The organism is Streptomyces mayteni (genome assembly GCF_054783955.1).
The window spans coordinates 38,405-58,846 of record NZ_BAAGPR010000034.1; the positions used below are offsets into that span (position 1 = coordinate 38,405).

The 20,442-nt window shown below is 73.1% G+C and carries 18 protein-coding genes and 2 pseudogenes; 10 read left to right on the top strand and 10 right to left on the bottom strand.

Going from position 1 to position 20,442, the window contains the following annotated elements; genetic code table 11:
• Positions 1-54: 54 nt before the first annotated feature.
• Positions 55-639 (top strand): annotated as a pseudogene (locus tag ACYVPE_RS17290) (TerC family protein); the annotation flags it as partial.
• A gap of 39 nt (positions 640-678) precedes the next feature.
• On the opposite strand, the gene ACYVPE_RS17295 reads toward ACYVPE_RS17290, so the two are convergent.
• The 4 genes from ACYVPE_RS17295 to ACYVPE_RS17310 all read right to left on the bottom strand — a co-directional run bounded on the left by ACYVPE_RS17295 (position 679) and on the right by ACYVPE_RS17310 (position 8,385).
• Entirely contained in the window at positions 679-5,358 is a 4,680-nt protein-coding gene (locus tag ACYVPE_RS17295; RefSeq protein WP_461034505.1) for an FtsK/SpoIIIE domain-containing protein, read from the bottom strand.
• Between the two features lie 41 nt (positions 5,359-5,399).
• The gene (locus ACYVPE_RS17300; RefSeq protein ID WP_461034506.1) at positions 5,400-6,692 is read right to left on the bottom strand and encodes a hypothetical protein; all 1,293 of its coding nucleotides are present in this window, start codon (positions 6,690-6,692) and stop codon (positions 5,400-5,402) included.
• Positions 6,689-7,351, bottom strand: coding sequence for an RNA polymerase sigma factor (locus tag ACYVPE_RS17305; protein WP_461034507.1), 663 nt, complete (start codon positions 7,349-7,351; stop codon positions 6,689-6,691). The genes ACYVPE_RS17300 and ACYVPE_RS17305 overlap by 4 nt, the downstream gene beginning before the upstream one ends.
• A gap of 167 nt (positions 7,352-7,518) precedes the next feature.
• A complete protein-coding gene (locus ACYVPE_RS17310; RefSeq protein WP_461034508.1) occupies positions 7,519-8,385 on the bottom strand; it encodes an RICIN domain-containing protein in 867 nt (288 codons plus the stop codon).
• A 305-nt stretch (positions 8,386-8,690) separates the two neighbouring features.
• Here ACYVPE_RS17310 and ACYVPE_RS17315 point away from each other — a divergent pair, with 305 nt between their 5' ends.
• Together ACYVPE_RS17315 and ACYVPE_RS17320 are read left to right on the top strand one after the other, a co-directional pair.
• Positions 8,691-9,560: a hypothetical protein gene (locus tag ACYVPE_RS17315; RefSeq protein ID WP_461034509.1), complete on the top strand. Its 870-nt coding sequence runs from the start codon at positions 8,691-8,693 to the stop codon at positions 9,558-9,560.
• A 91-nt stretch (positions 9,561-9,651) separates the two neighbouring features.
• Positions 9,652-10,245, top strand: coding sequence for a sigma-70 family RNA polymerase sigma factor (locus ACYVPE_RS17320; protein WP_461034510.1), 594 nt, complete (start codon positions 9,652-9,654; stop codon positions 10,243-10,245).
• Positions 10,246-10,337: 92 nt separating this feature from the next.
• Here the strand turns inward: ACYVPE_RS17320 and ACYVPE_RS17325 are convergent, their stop codons facing one another.
• From ACYVPE_RS17325 to ACYVPE_RS17345, 5 genes are all read right to left on the bottom strand, one after another.
• A complete protein-coding gene (locus ACYVPE_RS17325; protein ID WP_461034511.1) occupies positions 10,338-11,789 on the bottom strand; it encodes a PepSY-associated TM helix domain-containing protein in 1,452 nt (483 codons plus the stop codon).
• Positions 11,790-11,867: 78 nt separating this feature from the next.
• Complete coding sequence (locus tag ACYVPE_RS17330) at positions 11,868-12,587, bottom strand: TNT domain-containing protein (RefSeq protein WP_461034512.1); 720 nt, start codon at positions 12,585-12,587, stop codon at positions 11,868-11,870.
• A 101-nt stretch (positions 12,588-12,688) separates the two neighbouring features.
• Positions 12,689-13,504 (bottom strand): SAM-dependent methyltransferase, encoded by an 816-nt coding sequence (locus ACYVPE_RS17335; protein WP_461034513.1) that lies wholly within the window; start codon positions 13,502-13,504, stop codon positions 12,689-12,691.
• Positions 13,505-13,609: 105 nt separating this feature from the next.
• A complete protein-coding gene (locus tag ACYVPE_RS17340) occupies positions 13,610-14,080 on the bottom strand; it encodes a hypothetical protein (RefSeq protein ID WP_461034514.1) in 471 nt (156 codons plus the stop codon).
• A gap of 181 nt (positions 14,081-14,261) precedes the next feature.
• Complete coding sequence (locus tag ACYVPE_RS17345; RefSeq protein ID WP_461034515.1) at positions 14,262-14,522, bottom strand: DUF7848 domain-containing protein; 261 nt, start codon at positions 14,520-14,522, stop codon at positions 14,262-14,264.
• Positions 14,523-14,971: 449 nt separating this feature from the next.
• On the opposite strand from ACYVPE_RS17345, the gene ACYVPE_RS17350 reads away from it, so the two are divergent.
• The 6 genes and pseudogenes from ACYVPE_RS17350 (at position 14,972) to ACYVPE_RS17375 (ending at position 18,460) form a co-directional block, all read left to right on the top strand.
• The gene (locus tag ACYVPE_RS17350) at positions 14,972-15,511 is read left to right on the top strand and encodes a GntR family transcriptional regulator (RefSeq protein ID WP_461034516.1); all 540 of its coding nucleotides are present in this window, start codon (positions 14,972-14,974) and stop codon (positions 15,509-15,511) included.
• Between the two features lie 9 nt (positions 15,512-15,520).
• Positions 15,521-16,330 (top strand): GntR family transcriptional regulator, encoded by an 810-nt coding sequence (locus ACYVPE_RS17355; protein WP_461034517.1) that lies wholly within the window; start codon positions 15,521-15,523, stop codon positions 16,328-16,330.
• 123 nt (positions 16,331-16,453) lie between these two features.
• Positions 16,454-16,960, top strand: coding sequence for a YdcF family protein (locus ACYVPE_RS17360; protein WP_461034518.1), 507 nt, complete (start codon positions 16,454-16,456; stop codon positions 16,958-16,960).
• Positions 16,896-17,510: pseudogene (locus ACYVPE_RS17365) on the top strand (GrpB family protein); the annotation flags it as partial. The gene ACYVPE_RS17360 and the pseudogene ACYVPE_RS17365, both read left to right, overlap by 65 nt.
• A gap of 18 nt (positions 17,511-17,528) precedes the next feature.
• On the top strand, positions 17,529-18,092 hold the full coding sequence (locus ACYVPE_RS17370) for a GntR family transcriptional regulator (RefSeq protein WP_461034527.1): 564 nt from the start codon (positions 17,529-17,531) through the stop codon (positions 18,090-18,092).
• Positions 18,089-18,460, top strand: coding sequence for a hypothetical protein (locus ACYVPE_RS17375; RefSeq protein ID WP_461034519.1), 372 nt, complete (start codon positions 18,089-18,091; stop codon positions 18,458-18,460). The genes ACYVPE_RS17370 and ACYVPE_RS17375 overlap by 4 nt, the downstream gene beginning before the upstream one ends.
• A gap of 110 nt (positions 18,461-18,570) precedes the next feature.
• Here ACYVPE_RS17375 and ACYVPE_RS17380 read toward each other — a convergent pair whose 3' ends face one another.
• The gene (locus ACYVPE_RS17380; protein WP_461034520.1) at positions 18,571-19,185 is read right to left on the bottom strand and encodes a hypothetical protein; all 615 of its coding nucleotides are present in this window, start codon (positions 19,183-19,185) and stop codon (positions 18,571-18,573) included.
• 169 nt (positions 19,186-19,354) lie between these two features.
• On the opposite strand from ACYVPE_RS17380, the gene ACYVPE_RS17385 reads away from it, so the two are divergent.
• Entirely contained in the window at positions 19,355-20,440 is a 1,086-nt protein-coding gene (locus tag ACYVPE_RS17385; protein WP_461034521.1) for a hypothetical protein, read from the top strand.
• The last annotated feature ends 2 nt before the right edge of the window (positions 20,441-20,442 follow it).

A 20,442-nucleotide genomic window follows, 5' to 3' on the forward strand; every position in this document is an offset into this window, starting at 1 on the left:
TGATTCTTGGGCCGTCGTCAGGTCACCGAGAAGTCCCTCAGCGCCGATAACCTCTTCGTCTTCGGGGCCTTCCTCGTCTGGACCGCCTGGAAGCTGGTCCAGGAGGCGCGGGCCGGCCAGGAGGACGAGGGCTGGGAGGAGGGTCGCCTGCTGAAGGCCGTTCAGCGGCGCGTGCCCTCCACCGACACGTGGCACGGCACGAAGCTGGTCGTCAGGGAGAACGGCAGGCGGCTGGTCACCCCGATGCTGATCGTCATGCTGGCGATCGGCCTCACGAACGTCCTCTTCGCGGTGGACTCGATCCCGGCGATCTTCGGCCTGACCCAGGACCCGTACATCGTGTTCACCGCCAACGCCTTCGCGCTGATGGGCCTGCGCCTGCTGTACTTCCTCATCGTCGGGCTGCTGGAGAAGCTGGTCCACCTGTCGTACGGCCTGTCCGTCATCCTCGCCTTCATCGGCGTGAAGCTGGTCCTGCACGGCCTCCACGAGACGACGAGCCCGCACGTGCCGGAGATCTCCACCCCGGTCTCGCTCGGCGTCATCCGCGGCGTGCTGGTCGTCACGACGCTCACCAGCCTGGCGGCGTCGAGGAGGGCGGAGCGGCAGGCGCCGGAAGACGACGCGGCCCGGCCCTAGGGAGGGCCGGGCCGCGAAGGGCCGTTCGGGAGACGGGCGTTACTCCTGGAGGACGGTCAGCGGGATCTGGATGGCGACCGGGCGGCCCTGGCGGTCGGCGAGCCAGGCGCGGCCGGGGGTGGACGGCGGGCGGAGCTGTTCGGGGGCCAGCCGGACGCCGACCAGTTCGCCCTCACCGAGGTTCTTCGGCGCCAGCAACATCCCGCGCCTGGCCCGGCGGGCGATGCCGATCCAGCCCATCGCGGTCATGCCGTCCGCCGGGCCGCCGAGCAGCAGGCCGAGGCCGCGGTCCCGGCCCGCCGAGGCGACGCGGCGCAGCGCCTGGTCGGCGCGGCCCGACATCAGCATCTCGGCGTCGTCGACCACCACCACGGCCGGCCGCCCCTCCAACGACGTGAGCGCGGCCTCCAGTTCGTCGCCCGTCGGGTCGGACGCGGAGAGCACCCTGGCCAGGCCGTGCGCCGCGAGGCGGCGCAGCGGCGAGTCCCTCGGGGTCAGCACCACCAGCGCGGTGCCGCCCATCAGCAGCGAGACGGACATCGCCGCGAGGGTGTTGGAGCGACCGCTGCCGGGCGGGCCGGCGACGATGAAGGAGCCGACGTCGGCGGTGAAGTCGTAGCCGATCGGCGCCGCCTCGTCGCCGCCGAGGCCGAGCAGCGCCCACATCGGGCGGCGGTGCTCCTCGGGGATCAGGTCCACGGCCTCCTGGAAGCCGACCACGGTGGGCAGTTCGCTGATCTGGAACGGCCGCTGCCCGTCGTCGATGCCGGAGTCGCGGGCGGTGGCGCGGCGGCCGATGGCGCGGAGCGCGTCGGCCTGGTCGCCGCGGCCCTTGGCGGGCGGCGCCTTGTCCAGCTTCGAGCCGGTCCCGGGGGCCGGCGCCGGCAACAGCAGGATCTGCGCCTCGGTGGCGCCCGGCGTGAACCAGCCGCGGCCCGGCGGGATGCGCTCGGGCACGGAACGCCGGTTGATGCCCGCCGCGGCGAAGTCCATCCGGTCGGTCTGGCGGAGCAGCAGCCGGCGGTCGTTGTGCTGGGCCGGGCGGCCGCCGAGCAGGATGCGCTCGGAGGTGGCGATCACGTGGATGCCGGCGGCGGCGCCCTCGCGGAGCAGCCTGAGCAGCTCGTCGAGCAGCCGGCCGCCGTCGTACTTGTCGAGCATGCTGTTGAGCGCGTCCCAGCCGTCGATCAACAGCAGGACGTGGGCCGGGCGTTCGGCCTTCGGCAGCTTGGCGCGCAGCTCGGAGATCGAGGTCACGTCCTCGCGGGCGATGTGGCTCTGCCGCTCGGTGAGTTCGGCCATCAGCCGGCGTACCAGGCGGTCGAGCCGCTCCGGGTCGTGGCGGGAGACCACCGAGCCGCAGTGCGGCAGGGTCTCGAGGGCCGAGAGGCCGCCGCCGCCCGCGTCGATGCCGTAGATGTGCAGCTGGTCGGTGGTGAGGTGGGAGGCGGCCGCACCGGCGATGGTGCGGAGCGTCTGGGTGCGTCCCGAGCGGGGCGCGCCGATGACGTAGAGGTGGCCGAAGGAGGCGAAGTCCAGGTAGCCGAGCCGCTGGTCCTGCCGGTGCGGCAGGTCGAAGTAGGCGTAGGGCACGGGCTGCAGCCGCAGGGATCCGGGGGCCGGGTCGGTCTCGGGCTCCGGCATGGTGACCCGCTCGTCGAGCGGCGGGAGCCAGGGGCGCGGCTGGGGGCGGAAGTCGGGCAGCTCCTCGGCCGCGGCGCGCACCGCGGCCACCAGCTCGCTGAGGTCGGTCGGCGGGTCCTGGGGCTCGCCGGCATCGGCCTCCGGGGCGGCGACGAGGTCGTCGAGGTCGGTCGGCATGGAGATGGGCCGGCCCAGCTGCTGCCAGGTCAACTCGGCGCCGCGGACCGAGCGGTGGGCGGCGCCGGGGCGGGCCTCGCCCTCGCCCTCGGCGGGCGCCCGCTCGGCGCCGACCCAGGCGGTCTGGAACGGGAGTGGCGGGCCGTCGCCGCGCCGGATCATGGCCCGGCCCGGGGTGGAGGGCGAGATCCCGGAGGCGGCCGGGGAGTTGATGATGTCGGTGGACTCGGTGCGGTCGGTGACGCGCAGCGCGATCCGCAGGTTGGTGTTGGCGCGGATCTCGTTGCTGACGGCGCCGGCCGGGCGCTGGGTGGCGAGCATCAGGTGCAGGCCGAGCGAGCGGCCGCGCTGGGCGAGGCTGATCAACCCGGGTACGAACTCGACCAGTTCGCGGACCAGGGTGGCGAACTCGTCGATGACCAGCAGCAGTCGGGGCAGCGGGGGCAGCTCGGGCTCGCGGGCCCGCTTGGCCCGGTACTCGCGGTGGTCCTTGACGCCGACGTCGGCCAGCAGCTGTTCGCGGCGCTTGAGTTCGGCGTCGAGCGAGGCCAGGGCGCGCTGCACCAGGTGGCCGTCGAGGTCGGTGATCATGCCCAGGGTGTGCGGCAGTTCCGCGCACTCGCGGAAGGCGCTGCCGCCCTTGTAGTCGATGAGCACGAAGGTCAGCTCGTCCGGCCGGTTGACGGCGGCCAGCGAGGCGATCATGGACTGGAGCAGTTCGGACTTGCCGGATCCCGTGGTGCCGCCGATGAGGCCGTGCGGGCCGTCGGCCGCCAGGTCGAGGACGGCGGTGCCCTCGAATCCCGAGCCGATGACGAAGGCGGTGCTGGCCGGCCGGCGCTGCCAGTCGGCCACCAGCGCGGCCGGGTTCGGCGGCTCCTGGCCGAGCAGCGGCAACAGCCTTACCTCGGTGGGAAGTCCGGCGTCCGCGTCGATGCTGACGTCGCGCAGCGGGGCGAGGGCGCGGGCCGCCTCCTCGCACCATTCGGGGTCGACCTGGTCGGCGCGCACCCCGGTGACGGTCGGGTGGCCCGAGCTGCGGACGGTGAGCCGGTTGCCGACGGCGGTGACGACGGCGGTGCACTGCTCGGGCAGCAGCCGCTCGCGCTCGTCGAGGCAGATGCTGAAGATCCGGGCCGCGGGGCCCTCGGTGAGGACCTGGGTGACGCCCGGCACCTCGCGCAGCCGGTAGGCGCCGTCCATGATGACCAGCACGTCGGGCTCGGCGGGCGCGGCGGCCTGCCGCCCGGCGCCGCCGGTGACGGCGGTCCTGACCTGGATCTCGGCGAAGAGTTCGCTGACCCGGCGGGAGGTGGACTCGGGGTCGTTGCCGAGGGCGATCAGCGGGGCGCCGGTGCCCGACCTGGCGGGCCTGAGGTGGGGCAGCCAGCGGACCCAGGCCCAGTCGTCGACGTGCTGTTCGTCGGTGAGGATGACGATCCGCAGGTCGCGCGGGCTGTGCAGGACGGCGGCCTGGGCGACGGCCCAGCGGGCGACGGCGCGGGCGGTGGTGCTGGTGCCGGTGAGGCCGAGCACGCCGAGCTGGCGGATCTCGGCGCCGAGCGGCACGTCGGCGAGGCGCCAGTGCACCTGGCGGTGGTTGGTCTCGCGCGCCTGGTCGCTGATCTTCTTGAGCGAGGCGCGGGCGACGGTGCCGAGCCGCAGGGTGAGGTAGTCGCCGTGGTGGCGCCGCCGTTCCCACAGTTGGCGTCCTGGGCCGGTCGCGGTGAGCTGGACGGCCGCGGGGTCGGGGGACGCCTCGTTGCGCAGCCCGCGCTCCTCGACGCTGGCCCGGCGCATCTCGAGTTCGAGGGCGGCGCGGCGCAGCCGGTAGCGGCGCATCTGCTCCTCGTGCCGCTTCCGGTTGGAGCGGCGCCCCGTCAGCCAGTTGCCCACCGCCATCAGCGGGGTGAACAGGATGAGGATCATGAAGTAGAAGGACCGGAAGATCGCCATCATGGCGAGGCCCATGACCAGCGGCGAGAGCATGAGCATGAGCGGGAAGGTGCGCGGCCCCGGGGGCGACGGCGGTCCTGGCAGGCTCAGGTTCTCGGCGTCCAGCGGCGGGACGATGCGGGGCGGCCGGTTGTAGTCCATGGTCAGGCCGTCGGCGGCCGGCTTGACGGCGGCGTCCGGCTCGAACGGCGGCGCCAGGCGCAGCAGGTGGTCGCCGAGCGTGAGGTCGGCGAAGAGCGGCCAGTCCTCGAAGCCGGCGTCCGGCGGCGGCAGTTGGCCGGGCGGTGGCGGCGGGGGCGGCTCGGGCGAACCATCGGGGCCGATGGTGTGCTTCGGCTCGACGCTGTGCCCGCCTGGGCCGCCGTCCTGCGGCCCGGCCGGCTCCTCGTCGGTGAGCGGGGTGCCGGTCTCGGGGTCGACGGGCGGCGGCGGGGTGAGGCTGCGCAGCCCGCACTGGTCGGGGTCGGCGTCCTCCGGCAGCCGGTAGCTGGCCGTGCCGTCGGTGTGGACGGTGATCCAGGTGCCGGTCGGGGGCAGCCCGTCGTCCTCGTTCGGGTCGTCGGTCGAGCTGTCGGCGAGCCGGATGGCGCAGCTGCGGTCGGTGCCGATCTCGTAGGCGCCAGGGCCGAGCCGCCAGATCCGGCCGGCGCCGGGGCCCGAGACGTGGCGCAGTTCGAGGAGCGCCGGGTCGGTGGCGGGCGGCGTCCAGGCGCGGGCGGCGCTGGCCTGGTGTGGCGCGGGCGTGCCACGGCCGAGCAGCACGCCGTCGCGGACGCCGCCGATGCCGAGCGGCGCGTCGGAGTCGAGCAGCCGCTCGCCGAGGAAGAGCCTCGGGGTGTCGAGCGCCGCGGCCAGCTCGGCGACGGTGGCGTCCCCTGGCAGGTCGAGCAGGTGGTCCGTGAGCCGACCCTGCTGGTCGGCGGTGGTCACGGTGAGCTTCACGGGCGGTCCAACCGGCGTCGGTGAGTGGGGTGGCGGGGCGATCAGTGCGGGAGCGAGCGGGTCGTCTCGCGCGTGGTCCTGGTGGAGACGGGGGCGCCGCTTGGCGCGGTGTCGGCGTCACGCTCGGGCGCCACGAGGCGGTGCTCGCCCGTGTCGTCGGACTCCTCCTCCAACTCCGCGCGGGGCGGGCGGGGGGCGACGACGGTGGTGGTGGACGGCGCCCAGGCGTCGGCGTCCGCGCCCGAGGCACCGGTCGCGTCTCCCACGGCCGTCTCCTCCTCGTCGTCCGACTCGGCGAAGGCGCGGGTGGTGTGGGCGGCGTCCCCGGCGGGCGGCGCGGGCGGCAGCACGGGCGGGATCACGGAGAGCACCTTGGCGATGGCGCGGCTGAGGGCGTTGCCCGTGGTGAGCAGCGGGGTGCCGACGACGGAGATCTGGCCGTGCCGGTCGCTCAGCAGGGTGCGCTGGTGGCCGCGCCCCTCGCCGAGCAGCAGCAGCCGCAGGGCGGGGAACTCCTCGGGCGGCTCGGAGAGTTCGGCCGGCACCGGGTCGGGCAGCTCGGCGGTGACCAGGACCGGCGAGAGGCCGAGCCTGGGGCGCAGCTCGCGGGCCGCGCGGTGCGCGGCGCGCACCGGCGTCCCGGCGAAGCCGCGGTGCACGCCCTCGGCGACCACGACCAGGCCCTCGGGCAACCGGACGTCGAGCTGCGCGGCGACGGCCTGGTGCAGGGCGACGGCGGAGCGGCGCTCGCCCTCGACGGAGACCATCGGCGGCCCGGCCGCCAGGTCGAGGAAGGCGCAGCGGCCGTCGATCTCGCCGACGGCGACCAGCACCGGGTGCACCTGGTCGGGGACGGGCACCACGGGCGGCAGGTCGGCGCGGGCCACGCTCCAGTGGTCGTCCGCGTCGTCGCTGGCGAGCCACCAGCGCTGGTCGTCGGGGAGCGTGAGGTGTCCGCTCTCGGCGTCACCCGCGACGAGCACGGTGACGCTGTCGCCGTCCACCAGCGCCCCGTACGCCTGGCCGCCGGCCTCCCGGGCGGCGGCCACGGCGCGCTCGGCGTCCCGCCAGGTCGCGGGGGTCCGCAGGCCGCGCACCAGGGCACGGAACGAGCGCCGGTGCCGCAGCCAGGCGCGGACGGGTGCCGCGAACGCGTGCCCGGTGACGGCGAACTCGTGGCACAGCCGCCGCCACGCCCTGCGCCAGCCGCCGAGCCGCATCGCGAAGAAGCGCACGATGAGGAACACCACGAGCAGCACGGCGATGATGCCGAGCACGCGGAAGATGGTGTCCCGGTGGCGATCGATGAACTCGAAGGGATCGGTGGTCCTCATGCCGCCTCCGCCGCCGTAGCGGACTCGAACTCCGAACGCAGGGCCGCCAGAGCGTAGTGCACACGGGACTTCACGGTCCCCTTGGGTATGCCCAACAGCCGTGCGGTGTCGGCCCGCGACCGGTCGCACAGGTGGACGTGGGCCAGCACGTCGCGGTGGAGCGGGCTGAGCCCGGACAGGGCCCGCACCACGGCGACGCGGTCGACGACGGCGTCGGCGACGTCGGAACCGCCGTCGGCGGCCCGGTGCAGCAGCGCGGCCGGCACGATGCCGATCGGCACGCTGCGGTCGCGACGGCGGGCGTCGACCGCGAGGTTGCGGGCGACGGTGTGCAGCCAGGCGGCGAGGTGGTCGTCGTCGGCGTGGAACCCGCTCTCCTCGCCGGCGAACTCGTCGGCGGCGAGCCAGGCGCGGAGCATGGTCTCCTGCACGATGTCCTCGGCCCGGTGCGGGTCGCCCGCGGTGAGGCGGTTGGCGTACCTCAGCAGCCGGCTCCGGTAGCGCTCGGCCGCCGGCTGTCGGGTGCCGGGGCAGGGCGCGGCCCTGGCGACCGGCGCGGGCACGTCGGACGCCGGGGTGGCGGAGACCGGGCTGGCGGACGCCGGGACCGCGGGCGCCGGCGCGGCGACGGCGGTCGGGGCGGTCGAGGCGGCGGGCACGGAAGCTGGCCGAAGGCCCGGCCGGGCCATGAGGTGAGGCGACTGAGCGTCAGGCATCGCTCTGCTCCAACAGCGCTCGGACGGTGCGGCTTTAGAGGCTACGCCTCTGTAAATGACCGGTACGTTACCGCCAGGTGGCGACGGCGTCTCGGCAACACGCGGGCGGCTCACCGACGTTCGAGCCTCCACGTCTGCGCGGGCGTGCGGTTGCACAGCCACTGGTGGACGTTGGCGCCCCAGTCAGTGCTGGCGTCCATCACGTCAACGCAGTGGCTGGTCATCGTCGAGACCAGGATGTAGCCGTTGAGGTTGGGCTCCAGGCGGAACCGCTGCGACATACCGCCGTTGCAGTTCCACATGTGGATGTTCGCACCCGCATCGAGCGAATCACCCGCGATGTCCACGCAGTTGCCGCCGAGACCGGTGAGGGTGTACGTGTTCAGCTCCCCGGTGCTCTGTAGCGCGAAGTTCTGGGCCGCGGTCTCGTTGCACTCCCACTGGCGGACGTTGGTGCCGTTCTCGGTGCCGCTGGAGTCCACGTCGAGGCAACGGTCGTCGGTGGTGCCGGCCAGCAGCCGGTAGACGCCGTCGGGCACCAGGTTCTCCTGCCTGACGACCTCGGCGTTCTCCGGCTCCGGCTCCTCGGCCGGCTCCTCCTCGGGCTCCTCGACCGGCTCCTCCACGGGCTCCTCGGTCTCCTCGGTCTCCGGGTCCGGGGCGGGCGGCGGGGGCTGCTCCTCGGTCTCGGGCTCCTCCTCGACCGTCTCCTCCTCCGTCGGCTCGGGGGCCGGCTCCCGCTCGGGGGCCGGCTCCGGCGCGGGTATCCGCGCGGTGAGGTCGGCGGCGACCGGCGTCTCGTCGTCGCCGGACATGACGTTCCCCAGCGACCAGGCGGACAGGGCGACGACGACCGCCACCGCCGCCGCCGAGGCGAGCGAGGTGAACACCCGCCTCCCCGGCAGCATTCCGCGGCGGGCCAGCGCCGGCCGGTGGGTGAAGGCGTCGACGAATCGCTCAGGTTGTTGCTTCGGCATCGTTGCGGTGCCTCACGGGGGGAAGGGGGAAACGTTGACTGTTGTACTGACGGTACGTTGGAGACAGGTCTACTCCAACGTCGGCCAGCGGTACACCCCGAGACTAGGGTTCTTTACGTTGTCGAACGTTGCGTTTGCGTTTCGAGAGCTCTTCGGATGGGTCAACCGGTGGTGAAGGTGCCCCACCGGAGAGGTCGTCGGGCGCGGCTCCATGGTTCCGGAAGGCTTCGAACTTTGCTCCTCGGTGGATAAATAACGTCCGGATTGCGGCGCGTTCGTTCCGGCACTGCCACGATGTGGTGGTCATGAGAGCGGGCCGGGCATTGCGAGCAGCGCGGGCGGCCGTGTTCGCCGCGCTCTGCGTGCTGCTCGCGGCCTGGGTGCACGTGATGATGTCCGGCGTGGCGGTCGCCGGTTGGGCCCTGACGCTGGCCCTCGCCGGAGTGGGCGGCGGCGCCTGGCTGTTCGCCGGCCGGGAGCGCGGACCGGTCGCCGTGATGGGCGCCACGCTCGCCGTCCAGGCCGCGCTCCACCTGCTGTTCTCGGCCGGCCGGGTCGAGGGGACCACGGCGCCGACCGACCCGCGGACGGTGGCCCCACACGACGCGATGCGCCTGCTCACCGGGGCGGGATTCGACCCGCACGCCGCGCATCTGCCGCACACCGCACAGGAGTTGGGCGGCGGCAGCGTCGGCATGGGGACCGCGCACGTGCTGGTCGCGCTGGCCAGCGCGGTGTGGCTGTGGCGCGGCGAACGGGCCCTCTTCGGCCTGCTGCGCCGGGCCGCGTCCGGCGTGCTGCGGCCGGTGTTCCGCCCACCGAGCCGGTCCGCCCCGCCCGAGCCGCCGGCCGTCCGCTGCCCGCTCGGCGCCGACCGCGCGCCGTGCCGGCCGCCGCCGATCCACGCCGTCTGGACGCGTGGCCCACCGTCCGGGGCCCTGCCCGGGTGGCTACCGTCTGCCCGCCCGCGGCCGTCAGGCCCGGTGTCTCCCTCCCGCCATCGGCCGGATTCCGCCCTCCGTCGTGCCGCCGCGCACGGCGCCCCGGGCGCGACCGGCCCACGCCCGGCACTCAGGTCGTGCGGCGGGCCGACCCGGCCGTCGGCGCGGGTGGGCGATGCCGGCCTGCCCTGGCGGGGCCGCCGCCGCTGCCACGGCCGGGCCACCCCCGACTGACGTCCCCCGTCCCCGCTCGCGGGTCGTCCCGGCCTCCCTTACCGTCCACGGCCCGCTCGCGGCCGTGGACTCGTGAAAGGCGACAGGGACGTTGACCACGACCACACTCACCTCGCCACGCCAACGCACGGACGCCAGCGCGCGGTTGGACGACCGCACCGTCACCGAGTGGGCACTGGCCGCCAGGTCGGGCGACCGGCGCGCCACGGAGCGCTTCGTCCAGGCGGTCCGCGGCGATCTGCTGCGCTATGTCACGCGGTTGAGCGGTGACGCGCAGGCCGCCGAGGACCTGACCCAGGAGACCCTGCTGCGCGCGCTCCGCAGCCTGCCCGCGTTCGAGGGCCGCTCGTCGGCCCGCACCTGGCTGCTGTCGATCGCCCGCCGCACGGTGGTGGACCGGATCCGCTACGAGCGGTCCCGGCCCCGTCTCGCCGACACGGCCGACTGGCTGACGGCGGTGGAGGGCGCCCAGTGCCGGGCGCAGCCGGGCTTCGAGGAGGGCGTCGCCCTCGCCGAACTGCTCGCCGAGCTGCCGTCCGACCGGTCGACCGCCTTCACCCTCACCCAGATCCTCGGCCTGCCCTACGCCGAGGCGGCCCGCGCCACCGGCTGCCCGGTGGGCACGGTCCGCTCCCGGGTGGCCAGGGCCAGGCAGGCGCTGATCTCCCAACTCGCGGAGCGCTAGCGGCGCTTGCGCCCTGGCAGACGGACGACGGCCGGCCCCGGATCCACCGGGTGCCGGCCGTCGTTCTGTCGTTCCGTCGTTCTGTCGTGCGGCTACCGCCCTTCGCCGGCCCTGGCCGGCGCCCCCTCCACCCGGCCGAGCACCGTGTCGACCAGCAGGAAGCCGAGCAGCGTGACGCCGAACAGCGGCAGGAACCAGCCGACCAGCGCCACGCAGGCGGCGAGCGGCCACAGCAGCGCCGGCGGCACCCGGCGCCAGGCGCCGCGCGGCAGCGGGCGGCCGAAGGCCCCGCTCCGGCCGCGCTGCCACCACATCCGGTAGCCGAGCACGATCATCGTGATCAGGCAGAGCGCCAGGGTGCCGAGCGCGATCTGGTTGACCAGCCCGAAGAGCGTCCCGGAGTGCAGGTCGATCCCCCACCGGCTGAGCTTGGCGAGCAGCGGGAAGTCGTCGAACCGCACCACGTCGAGCACCTCGCCGCCGTTCGGGTTGATGGCGACGGCGTCCTGCTTCTCCGGCCAGCTGCGCTGGATCTGCCGCACCACGTAGGCGGACTCGGTGTCGGCCGGCGGCACCAGCTCCACCGGGTTGTCGAGGCCCTGGGCGCGGGCGATGGCCATCACCTCGTCGACCCAGAGTCCGGACGCCGGCCGGTCGCCGCCGCTCGCCTCCCCCGCGACGTCCGGGTGGCCCTCGTGCCCGGCGGGCGTCTCCGCCCCGCCCTCGACCGTCGGGGAGACGTCCGGGGTCGCCTGCCCGAGCGAGGAGCGCAGCTCGGTCACGTTGGTGCCGGCGTAGGCGGACCAGGTCAGGCCGGTGGCGGAGAGGAAGAACAGGCCGGCCGCCACCGAGGCGCCCAGCGTGCCGTGCAGGCCGAGCGTGCGGCGCCGGCCGGTGGCCGGCCGCTTCCCCGCCGGGTCGCCGCCCCTGGCGCGGCGGGCGCGCCAGCGGGCCAGGAACAGCACCAGGCCGCCGCCGGCCACCACCCACAGCCAGCTGGCCGCCAACTCGCTGTAGAGCCTGCCCGGTTCGCCGAGGTGCAGATCGCGGTGCAGCTCGTCTATCCAGGTGCGGAGCGGCAACGCGCCGCTGGAGCCGTACTGTTCGAGCGCGCCGCGCACCTCGCCGGTGTAGGGGTCGACGAACACGGCGAGCGTCTTGTCGTCGTCGATGTCGGGCACCCCGGCGAGCAGCACCCTGGTGGTCTCACCGGCCCCAGGCGAGGGCCGGATCGCGGAGATCGAGCCCTCCGGGTACGCCTCCCTGGCGTTCTCCACCTGCATGGAGAGCGGCAGCTCCACGCCGTCACCGACCGGCACCCGCAGCTCGTCCGCGTAGACGACCCTCTCCAGCTGGAACGAGGCGGCGTACAGCAGCCCGCTGCCGGCGGCGACCAGCAGGAAAGGCGCGATCAGCACGCCGGCGTAGAAGTGCAGCCGCAGCACGAGCGGGCGCAACGCCGCCCAGCCGGCGGACCGACCGGGCGGCGTCGTTCGGACGTCGGGCGTCTCGGTGGACGACTCACTGGACTCGGTGACGGTCATCGCGCTCCCGCATCACACCGGACCACGCGGTTCGCGGCCTCACTCCGGTGGTCGGACGCGGCCCGACGGAAGTTCCCGTCAGCTTTCGGCGGCGGCCTGGCTCGCGCAGATGTCCTCGGCGATCTCCCACAGCAGGCCCAGGTCAAGCAGTTCACTGACCCGGTGGTCGGCGGAGCGGTACTGGGCCCCGCCCCCTGGCTGGTCGAACCAGGGTCGGGCGGAGCCGGCCTCCACCGTGATGTCGTCGCGCACCTCGTAGCAGTGGTAGTCGACGTGGTGCTCGTCGCCGACCGGGTTCAGGGCGTCAGGCGGCAGGGCGCGTTCCGCGAAGAGCACCCCGGCCGGGGAGAGGAACCGGCCGCTCGGCGGGCCGAACCGGTCCACGAGGTCGCCGAACTCCAGCGTCTTCGGGGTGATGTCGGCGGTGATGGTCTGTCCCTCGACGGTCGTGGTGAAGCCGTTGAGCGGCGGGTAACGCCAGTCGTCCTTGTCGGTTCGCCGGTAGAGCTCGAGGAACCCGTTGTTGTACTGGACCCCGTGGTCCTGGAGGCCGCCGAGCGGATGGTAGCCGGCGAGCAGCGGAGTCGCCGGGTCCGCCGTGGGCAGCGGCCAGGGGCCCAGGTGCTCGTTCCCGCACAGGTACGGGGAGCCCACGGGCTGCCCCGCCGAGCACTTCTGGAGCGAGTCGGCTAGGGGCGCCGGCTCCGACGCGGACACGGGGGAGGTGGTCACCAGGATGGGCACGAGAAGGAACAGGGCGGCCACGGCACGAAGCGCGGCTCGGAAGCTCTTCGACACGTACGACACCGTATGGTTCGGGCGAATCACCAGAAAAGGTCGCCGACCGCAAACTCACCACAAGGTGTAGTGGTGTTGCGCGGCCGGCGACCAGCGCCGTGTCAGACCTTGCGGGCCACGCCCCCGTACTGGTGCACCTCGGCCGGCAGGCCGAACGCGAGGGCGTCGGGGCGCCAGCGGGAGCAGGACACCACGCCGGGCTCCAGCAGTTCGAGGCCGTCGAAGAAGCGGGCGATCTCCTCGGGGCTGCGCAGGATGTACGGCACCGAACCGCCGTCGTTGTAGCGGGCGATGGCCTCCACGTACTCCTGGCTGGTGTTGGTGGAGTCGTAGTGCACCAGGTAGCTGCCGGACGGCAGCGCGTCCACCAGCTGCTTGACGATGGCGCGGGCCTGCTCATAGTCCTCGATATGGCCGAGAATGCCCATCAGCATCAGCGCGACCGGCTGCTCGAAGTCCAGCGTCTCGCTGGCGCCGGCCACGATCCCGTCGGGCTCGTAGAGGTCGGCGTGGATGTAGCCGGCCTCGCCCTCCGGCGAGCTGACCAGCAGCGCCCGCGCGTGGGCGAGCACCAGCGGGTCGTTGTCGACGTAGACGATCCGCGACTCCGGGGCCACGCGCTGCGCGATCTCGTGCGTGTTGTCGACGTTCGGCAGCCCGGTGCCGATGTCCAGGAACTGCCGCACGCCGGCCTCGCCGGCGAGCACCCGCACGGCACGGGCGAGGAAGTAACGGGCGGCACGGGCCCCGTCGACGATCCCCGGAAACACGTCCCGGAACGCGTCACCGGCGGCCCGGTCCACCTCGTAGTTGTCCTTGCCGCCCAGCCAGTAGTTCCAGATCCTGGCGGAGTGCGGCACGCTGATGTCGATCTGCGCCCGCGCGGCCGCGTCGGGATACGACGGCTCGTCGGTCATGCTGCTCCTCGTCCTGGTGCGCGTGGGTGTGGCTCTTGGGTGGTCGAGACCACACGCTATGTTCGACGCCCGCCGGTCGCCACCCGAACCACGCGCTTTCGCCAGTCACCGCAGCTCACGGGCGGGACACGGCAGTTGGGGCCGGTTCCGGTTCGGTGAGCAGCCGAGGAGGTCGAGGGTGAGGTAGCCGGTCGCCTGGACATACCAGGCGGCATGCGCGTCGCCTCCCCGGCGGAGGGCGTCCCGGACGTGCGCGACCTTCGCGGCGAGTCGTTCTGGTTCCCGTTCCTGCGGCGAGGCGAACCCGGGCGCGGCGCGGGTGATCTGTTCCTCGAACCATTCGGTGGCCGCGTCGACCTCGCGGAACGTGCCGGCGATCGTGCCGGCCGGCCGCAGCAGCCAGTTGGCGACCACGATCGGCGTGCACCGGCTCGCCGCGAACCCCGCCGCCTCGGGCCGCCGCGGCCCCTCCTGGTCGTAGGTACGGCGATCCCCCTGCCAGCGGTAGGCGTGAAAGTGCGGCCGGGGCCGGCCCCCTTCCGAGGGCCGGCCGTCGTGCGGGCTACTGGCGTCCACAGCCGTCGCCGTCTCCACAGCCGCCGGAGTCGCCTTCGGTTGGTTCGTCGTCTCCCGGATCCACCGCCATGTCGGCTACCGTTCCTCTCATCCCAAGGCGCGGGGCCTGTCCCCGCGCCGGTGGTGCAGCCGTTCCGGGCGGGGACGGCCAAATCCATCCGCCCGGAACGGACATCTCTCTTCACTCGCGGTGGTAGGGATTGCCCGGAGCCGGCGTGACGAGCCAGAACGACTCCGTCACCAACCGATAGCGCCGGTGCGCGGGGTGCAGCCCGGTGTGCTTCAACGCCCACACCTCAACCGGCAGCTGCTCGTCCTCCACCCGCATCGACGCCAACCCGCAAGACAGGCACATCACCTGGAACACGCCTTGCGGGACGCCGTCTTCGGTATCAGCGGTCACCGTCCACGCAGTTGCGCGGATGACCCGCCGGCGGGTCAACGCGGCTCCGCAGAGCGCCGGTTCGTCTCCGCCACCAGCGGGCCCAACGACTCACTCAGCGCGACCGGCGCCACGTCTCCCGGCCGGGCAGCCCACTCGCACCCACCACCCAACGGCCGCAACCACACCCGCCCGCACTCATGCGCCATCACCCGACCGACCTCGTCGCGGGATGCGTCGCGCGCGGTAGCGCCCACGTCGAGAGGCAGAGCCGGTTTCCCGGTTGGAGGCGGAGGAATGTCGCGCATGTCATCAGCTCCTTGATCGCTGGCAGCCACGCCCCGGCACGGCGCCAGCCACTTCCAGGGCCTTCACGGGGACCCCGAGGCGTAGCGCCGACCGCACGGGCAACGCGCCAGACCATATCGCTATTCGCAAAAAGCAGCAAGATTGAGGAGGTCGCCCCATGGCCTACCGTGTATGAGTGACGAGTGCATCGAGGAGGACGTATGAGCAGCGGCTGGACCGCTACGTCAGTGCCCTACCTGGCGCCTCACGAGGACGGCGCCGGCGACCTGTGGGGTGCTGACGCCGCCGCGCGCGGGCGGCGGGGCACCCAGCGTGTGGTGTACGCCGGTGAGGCGGAGGCACCGTCCGAGGTGGCCGAACTGCTGGGCACCGCAGCCGGCGCTGCGGTGGTCGTCCGGCGGCGGATCATGTATCTCGACGACCAGCCATGCGAGTTGACCGACACCTACTACCCGGCACACATCGCCGCCGGAACCCGGCTGGCGGGCACTGCCAAGATCCGCGGCGGGGCGGTCACGCTGCTGGCCGAGCTCGGACATGTGGGTGTGCTGGCCCGCGAGGAGGTGACCGCCCGGATGCCGACCGAGGAAGAGCGCGAACTGCTCCGTGCCGGCCCGGATGAGCCAGTGCTCCAGCTGACCCGTGTCACATTGGACGATGCGAGCCGGCCCATCCAGGCCGAGATCATGACCATGCACGCCCGACATCAGCGACTGCGCTACGAACTCCGGATTGGATGACCTCCGCCCATGGCCGACACCGACGCCCCTGACCGCCGATCTCTGCACGAACGGATCGCGGCGGATCTGCGCGACGAGATTCTGAGCGGTGATCTGGCCCCGGGCGCGAAGCTTCCCTCCACAGCGCAGCTCAAGGCCAGGTTCGGTGCCTCGAACGCGACCGTGCAAAAAGCCCTGCACCTGCTCAAGAATGAACGGCTGGTCGTCGGCCGACCGGGTGCCGCAGTCACCGTCCGTGAACGCCGCTTGCGCACCCTCCGCCCGGCCTCCTCCATGGCCCCGGCCCCGACCGGCGAGCCGTACCGATGGCTCACCGAAGTCGAGAGGTTGGGCGCCGCAGCCCGAAGCAAGTTGCTCGACGTACGGGAAGCTGTGCCTCCTGCCGACGTGGCGACCGCGCTCGGCCTCGCCGCAGGTGACACCGTGCTGCTGCGCAGCCAGGTACTCATACTCGACGACGAACCGGTCGAGATCGTCTCGTCCTACTACCCGCTGGGCATCGCTCGCGGCACCGCCCTGATGGAGCGCCGCAGGATCAAGGGCGGAACCCCGACCCTCCTGGCCGAACTCGGCCATCCTCCCCGGCTGAGCGTCGACCGCGTCTCCGCACGGGTACCGACCCAAGACCAGTTCGCCTTGCTCGAACTCCCCAGCAGCCTGCCGGTGCTGCGGACGCTTCGCGTCGTTTACAGCGACGACGACCGGCCGATCGAGGCAAGCGTCATGATCAAGGCGGGTCACCTCTACGAGCTCCAGTACGAGTTCGTCCCTGAGGCGTTCGGCGAGGCACCGGGCGTACGCTCGACAGAACTGTCGTAGGCGCCGGGCAGGGAGCCATGACGAGGCGTGACGTCAGCTGCTCAGTATCGAGAGCGTCCGGCGTTCGTTCCCCCAACCGTGCGGCGGGCGTGAAAGGGCGCGGACGGCGACCGAGGAGAGTCAGTGCCGGTGCAGGACAAGACCACACTCACCGATTCGCAGTGGCGGAACGCTCAGGTGCTCTGGGACTACCACCTGATGCGGCACGAGTCGCGGTCGTGTTCGGTGGGCATCGGCCTGGGGAGCCACGACCTCGGCGTGGCGACGTGTGCGGCCGCCCTCTACGGCATCGCGTTTTCGCGGCGGCTCCTCGAAGCGGCCGGTATCGAGGTCCGGTCGGTCCTCCTGATCTGCAAGCCGTACATGGAGCGCCGCGTCTACGCCACGTGTCGTCACGTATGGCCGGAGGTCGAGGTCGTCTGTGCGTCGGAGCCGCTGACGCTGAACGAGTACGTGAAGTCCATCGGCGACGAGCGACTGGTGGTCGACATGATCGTCGGCGACCTGCAACGGGTCATCGAGTATCCCGCGCGCGGATACGCCATCCCCCAACCCGTCCCCGACGATGTGCACGCGGCCTACCAGCGTCTTCTCCTGGCGGGCTTCGACAGCCGACTCATGCAGCCTTGACAGGGCCCCGTTCCCTACACTTGATCGCGTGGTTGAGGACACCCCGCTCGCGCCCGTCGTGGTCGACCACGACCCGAACTGGCAGGCGCGAGGGCTCGCCCTCGCCGACGAGCTGCGCGCCGCCCTCGCGCCGCTGGCGCTGCGCGTCGAGCACATCGGCAGCACGGCGATCCCCGGCATGGCGGCCAAGCCGGTCTTGGACCTCCAGGTCGGCGTCCGCGATCTCCAGGACGCCGAGCGTGCCTTCGACCGCCCCTTGGAAGAACTGGGGTTCCGGCGATCCGCCTACCAGCAGGACCACGTCCCGGCCGGTTGCGACGACGATCCGGCCCGCTGGGTGAAGCGGCTGTGGACCCGGCGTGGGCACGCCGGTGAGGACGTCAATCTGCACGTGCGCGTCGTGGGCTCGCCCAACGAGCGGCTCGCCCTGCTGTTCCGCGACTGGTTCCGCGCGCACCCCGAGGCGGTCCCGGCCTACGCCCGCTTCAAGGGCGTCCTCGCGGACACCGTCGACGACACCGCGGTCTACGCCGACGTCAAGGACCCTGTGGTCGACCTGGTCGTCGCCGTGGCCGAGTCCTGGGCCGCCGCGACCGGTTGGCCCGGCGCCGGCGGCGGCAGCACGTCGGCGCCGTATCTCGGCCCGCGCCCGTCGGACGTGTGGGGCGCCGATGCCGCCGCGCGTGGCCGGCGCGGTACGCAGCGGGTGGTGCACGCCGGCGAGGTGCCGGCGCCGGCCGAGGTCGCGGCGCTGCTCGGCGTCGCGGCCGGCGATCCGGTGATCGTGCGCCGCCGGATCATGTATCTCGACGAGCAGCCGTGCGAGTTGACCGACACGTACTACCCGGCGCACATCGCCGCCGGCACTCGGCTGGCGGGCACCGCCAAGATCCGGGGCGGGGCGGTCGCGCTGCTGGCCGCGCTGGGTCACGTGGGCGTGCTGGCCCGCGAGGAGGTGACGGCCCGCATGCCGGCCGACGAGGAACGCGAACTGCTCCGCGCCGGCCCGGACGAGCCGGTGCTCCGGCTGACCCGCGTCACCCTGGACGACGCGCGCCGGCCCGTCCAGGCCGAGCTCATGACCATGCACGCCCGGCATCAGCGACTCCGCTACGAGCTAGGGATCCGATGACCGGACCCGTACGCTCGTCGCGGTTGATCCCGGGAGAGGGGCGGGTGCTGGGCGATATGCCGGGCGAGAGGTGCGAGCGGTGCGAGCTGCTGGTCGACGCGGGCTGTGCGTGCGACGAGGGCCGGGGACGGCGGGGCCCGACGCCGGTGGAGCGCATCCTCATCTCCCGCAACGGGAAGGCGCATCTCCCCGAGCAGTGCAATCACTGGCCCAACGAGGACTACGACTACGAGGCGGCTGGCTGGGGTTGGGTGCCTGAACCGCGACCTGGCCTGTGGGAGCTGATCGCCCCGGACAGACCGCTGCGCGCCACGGCCGGCGACACCAGCCTGGTCGCCCGGGAGCGGTGCCGGCACTGCTCGGCCTGACGCCCCGTGCGCCAGGACAGGGCCGGAGTCCGGCGAGTGTGACGTTGGGCCCGTTCCAAGGGGCGGATCCCGGTCCCAACGTCACAGTCAAGGCCGCGACGCCGGCACGGTCAGAGGCCGTCGGCGACCATGGCCGCGACGATGCGGACGTGGCGGTCGGCGTTGGTGGTGGACCACTCGTTGTCGTAGTTGAGGCCGTAGGGCCAGAAGTGGCCGCCGCCGGTGGAGAGGACGGCGCCCGAGCCGTCGTACTGGCGGACGAGCGCCGTGGCCTGGGCGCCGGCCCAGGTGCCGCCGCCGCCCAGGCGGCTCCAGCCGGCGCTGGTGCCGACGCCGATGGTGTGGGCGATCTCGTGCAGGGCGGTGCGCTCGCTCATGTAGGAGCGGTTGGCGCCGAAGCGGATGGTGCCGTTGATGTTGCCGTCGGCGGTCGGCACGCTCGGGTCGTAGCGGACGGTGATGGACTTGCCGAGGCCGCCGCTGAGGTTGTTGTAGCGGGCGACGGCCGCGTTCATGGCGCTGGTGATGCGGTTGTAGGCGTCGAGTTGGTCGGCCGTGGGGTTGGCCGCGCGTTCCAGCCGCCAGGTGATGGTGGCGGCCGCCGACGGGTCACCCGCGACGACCGGCGAAGCGGACGGGGCGGCGATGGCGGGGGTCGGCGCGGCCAGTGCCAGGGCGGCCAGCGCGACGGCGGCGGCCAGGCGCCGGAGGACGGAGGAGATCACCAGTGTTGCCCTCTCGCTCGGAATCGCTCACAAGTCAAAATGGCAGGTGCACGTCACCCCAGAAAACCGCACATCGCCCGACAGTCAACCCCCACGTCGACATCGCCCCGACATCTTCTCGTCACCCAACGGCCGTGCGTATGTGGCGCGTTGTGAGGACGCTTCGATCGTGCGACGAATATGGGGGATCGTCCTCGCGGCGCTGCTGCTCGGGGGCGTAGCCGTCGCCCTCGTCCAGGGGCGCGACGACGGGGGGACGGCCACGACGACGGTGCGTGGCGTGATCGGGTCCGAGAAGGCGGAGTTCTTCACGGATCCGGAAGTGATCGAGGTGCTGGCCGAGCGCGGCTACGAGGTCAGGACCGAATCGGTCGGGTCCTGGGCCATGGACGGGGTCGACATGGCGGGCTACGACTTCGCCTTCCCGTCCAGCCAGGCGCCGGCCCAGGAGTTGGCCGCGCGGGCCGAGTCGCCTGGGGCGCCGCTGCGGCCGTTCTACTCGCCGCTCGTCGTGCTGGCGCGCGGCGCGGCGGCCGAGGTGCTGGCGGCCGAGGGCATCGTCACCCTGGCGGACGAGCACCAGGGGCTGCTGTCCATGGGCGCCTATCTGGAGGCGGTCGGCGACGGCCGCGCCTGGGGCGACCTGGCGGGCGCCGACCCGCAGGACGGACTTGCCGGCACGCTCTACGTGTCGAGCACCGACCCGCTGACCTCCAACTCGGGCGCCCTCTACCTGGCCGCGGCCTCCTACGTCGAGAACGACGGCACCGTCGTCGCCGACGCCGAGGGCGTCGAGCGCGTGGCGCCGCTGCTGCGCACCCTCGTCCAGGTGCAGGGCACCCAACAGCCGAGCTCCGACGGGCCGTTCCGGGACTTCGTCAGCGGCATCGGCAACCCGCTGGTGCTCGCCTACGAGTCGCAGATCGGGTCGCTGCTGATGGCCGGCCAGGACCCCGGCGACGTCGTCGTGCTCTACCCGGACACCACCGTCTCCAGCGACCACACCCTGGTGCCGCTCTCCGACGAGGGCCGGGAGCTCGGTCAACTGCTGACCGACGACCCGGAGTTGCGGCGCCTCGCGGTCCGGCACGGCTTCCGGCCGCAGGGCGCCACGGCCGAGTTCACCGAGGCGGCCGGCGAGCACGCCGCCTACCTCGACGCCGGCCTCGCCGGCGTTAGGCAGGCACCGCCGCCCACCACGGACGTGCTGCGGCAGTTGGCGGAACGCGCCACGGGCCGCTCGGAAGGGAGCTGACC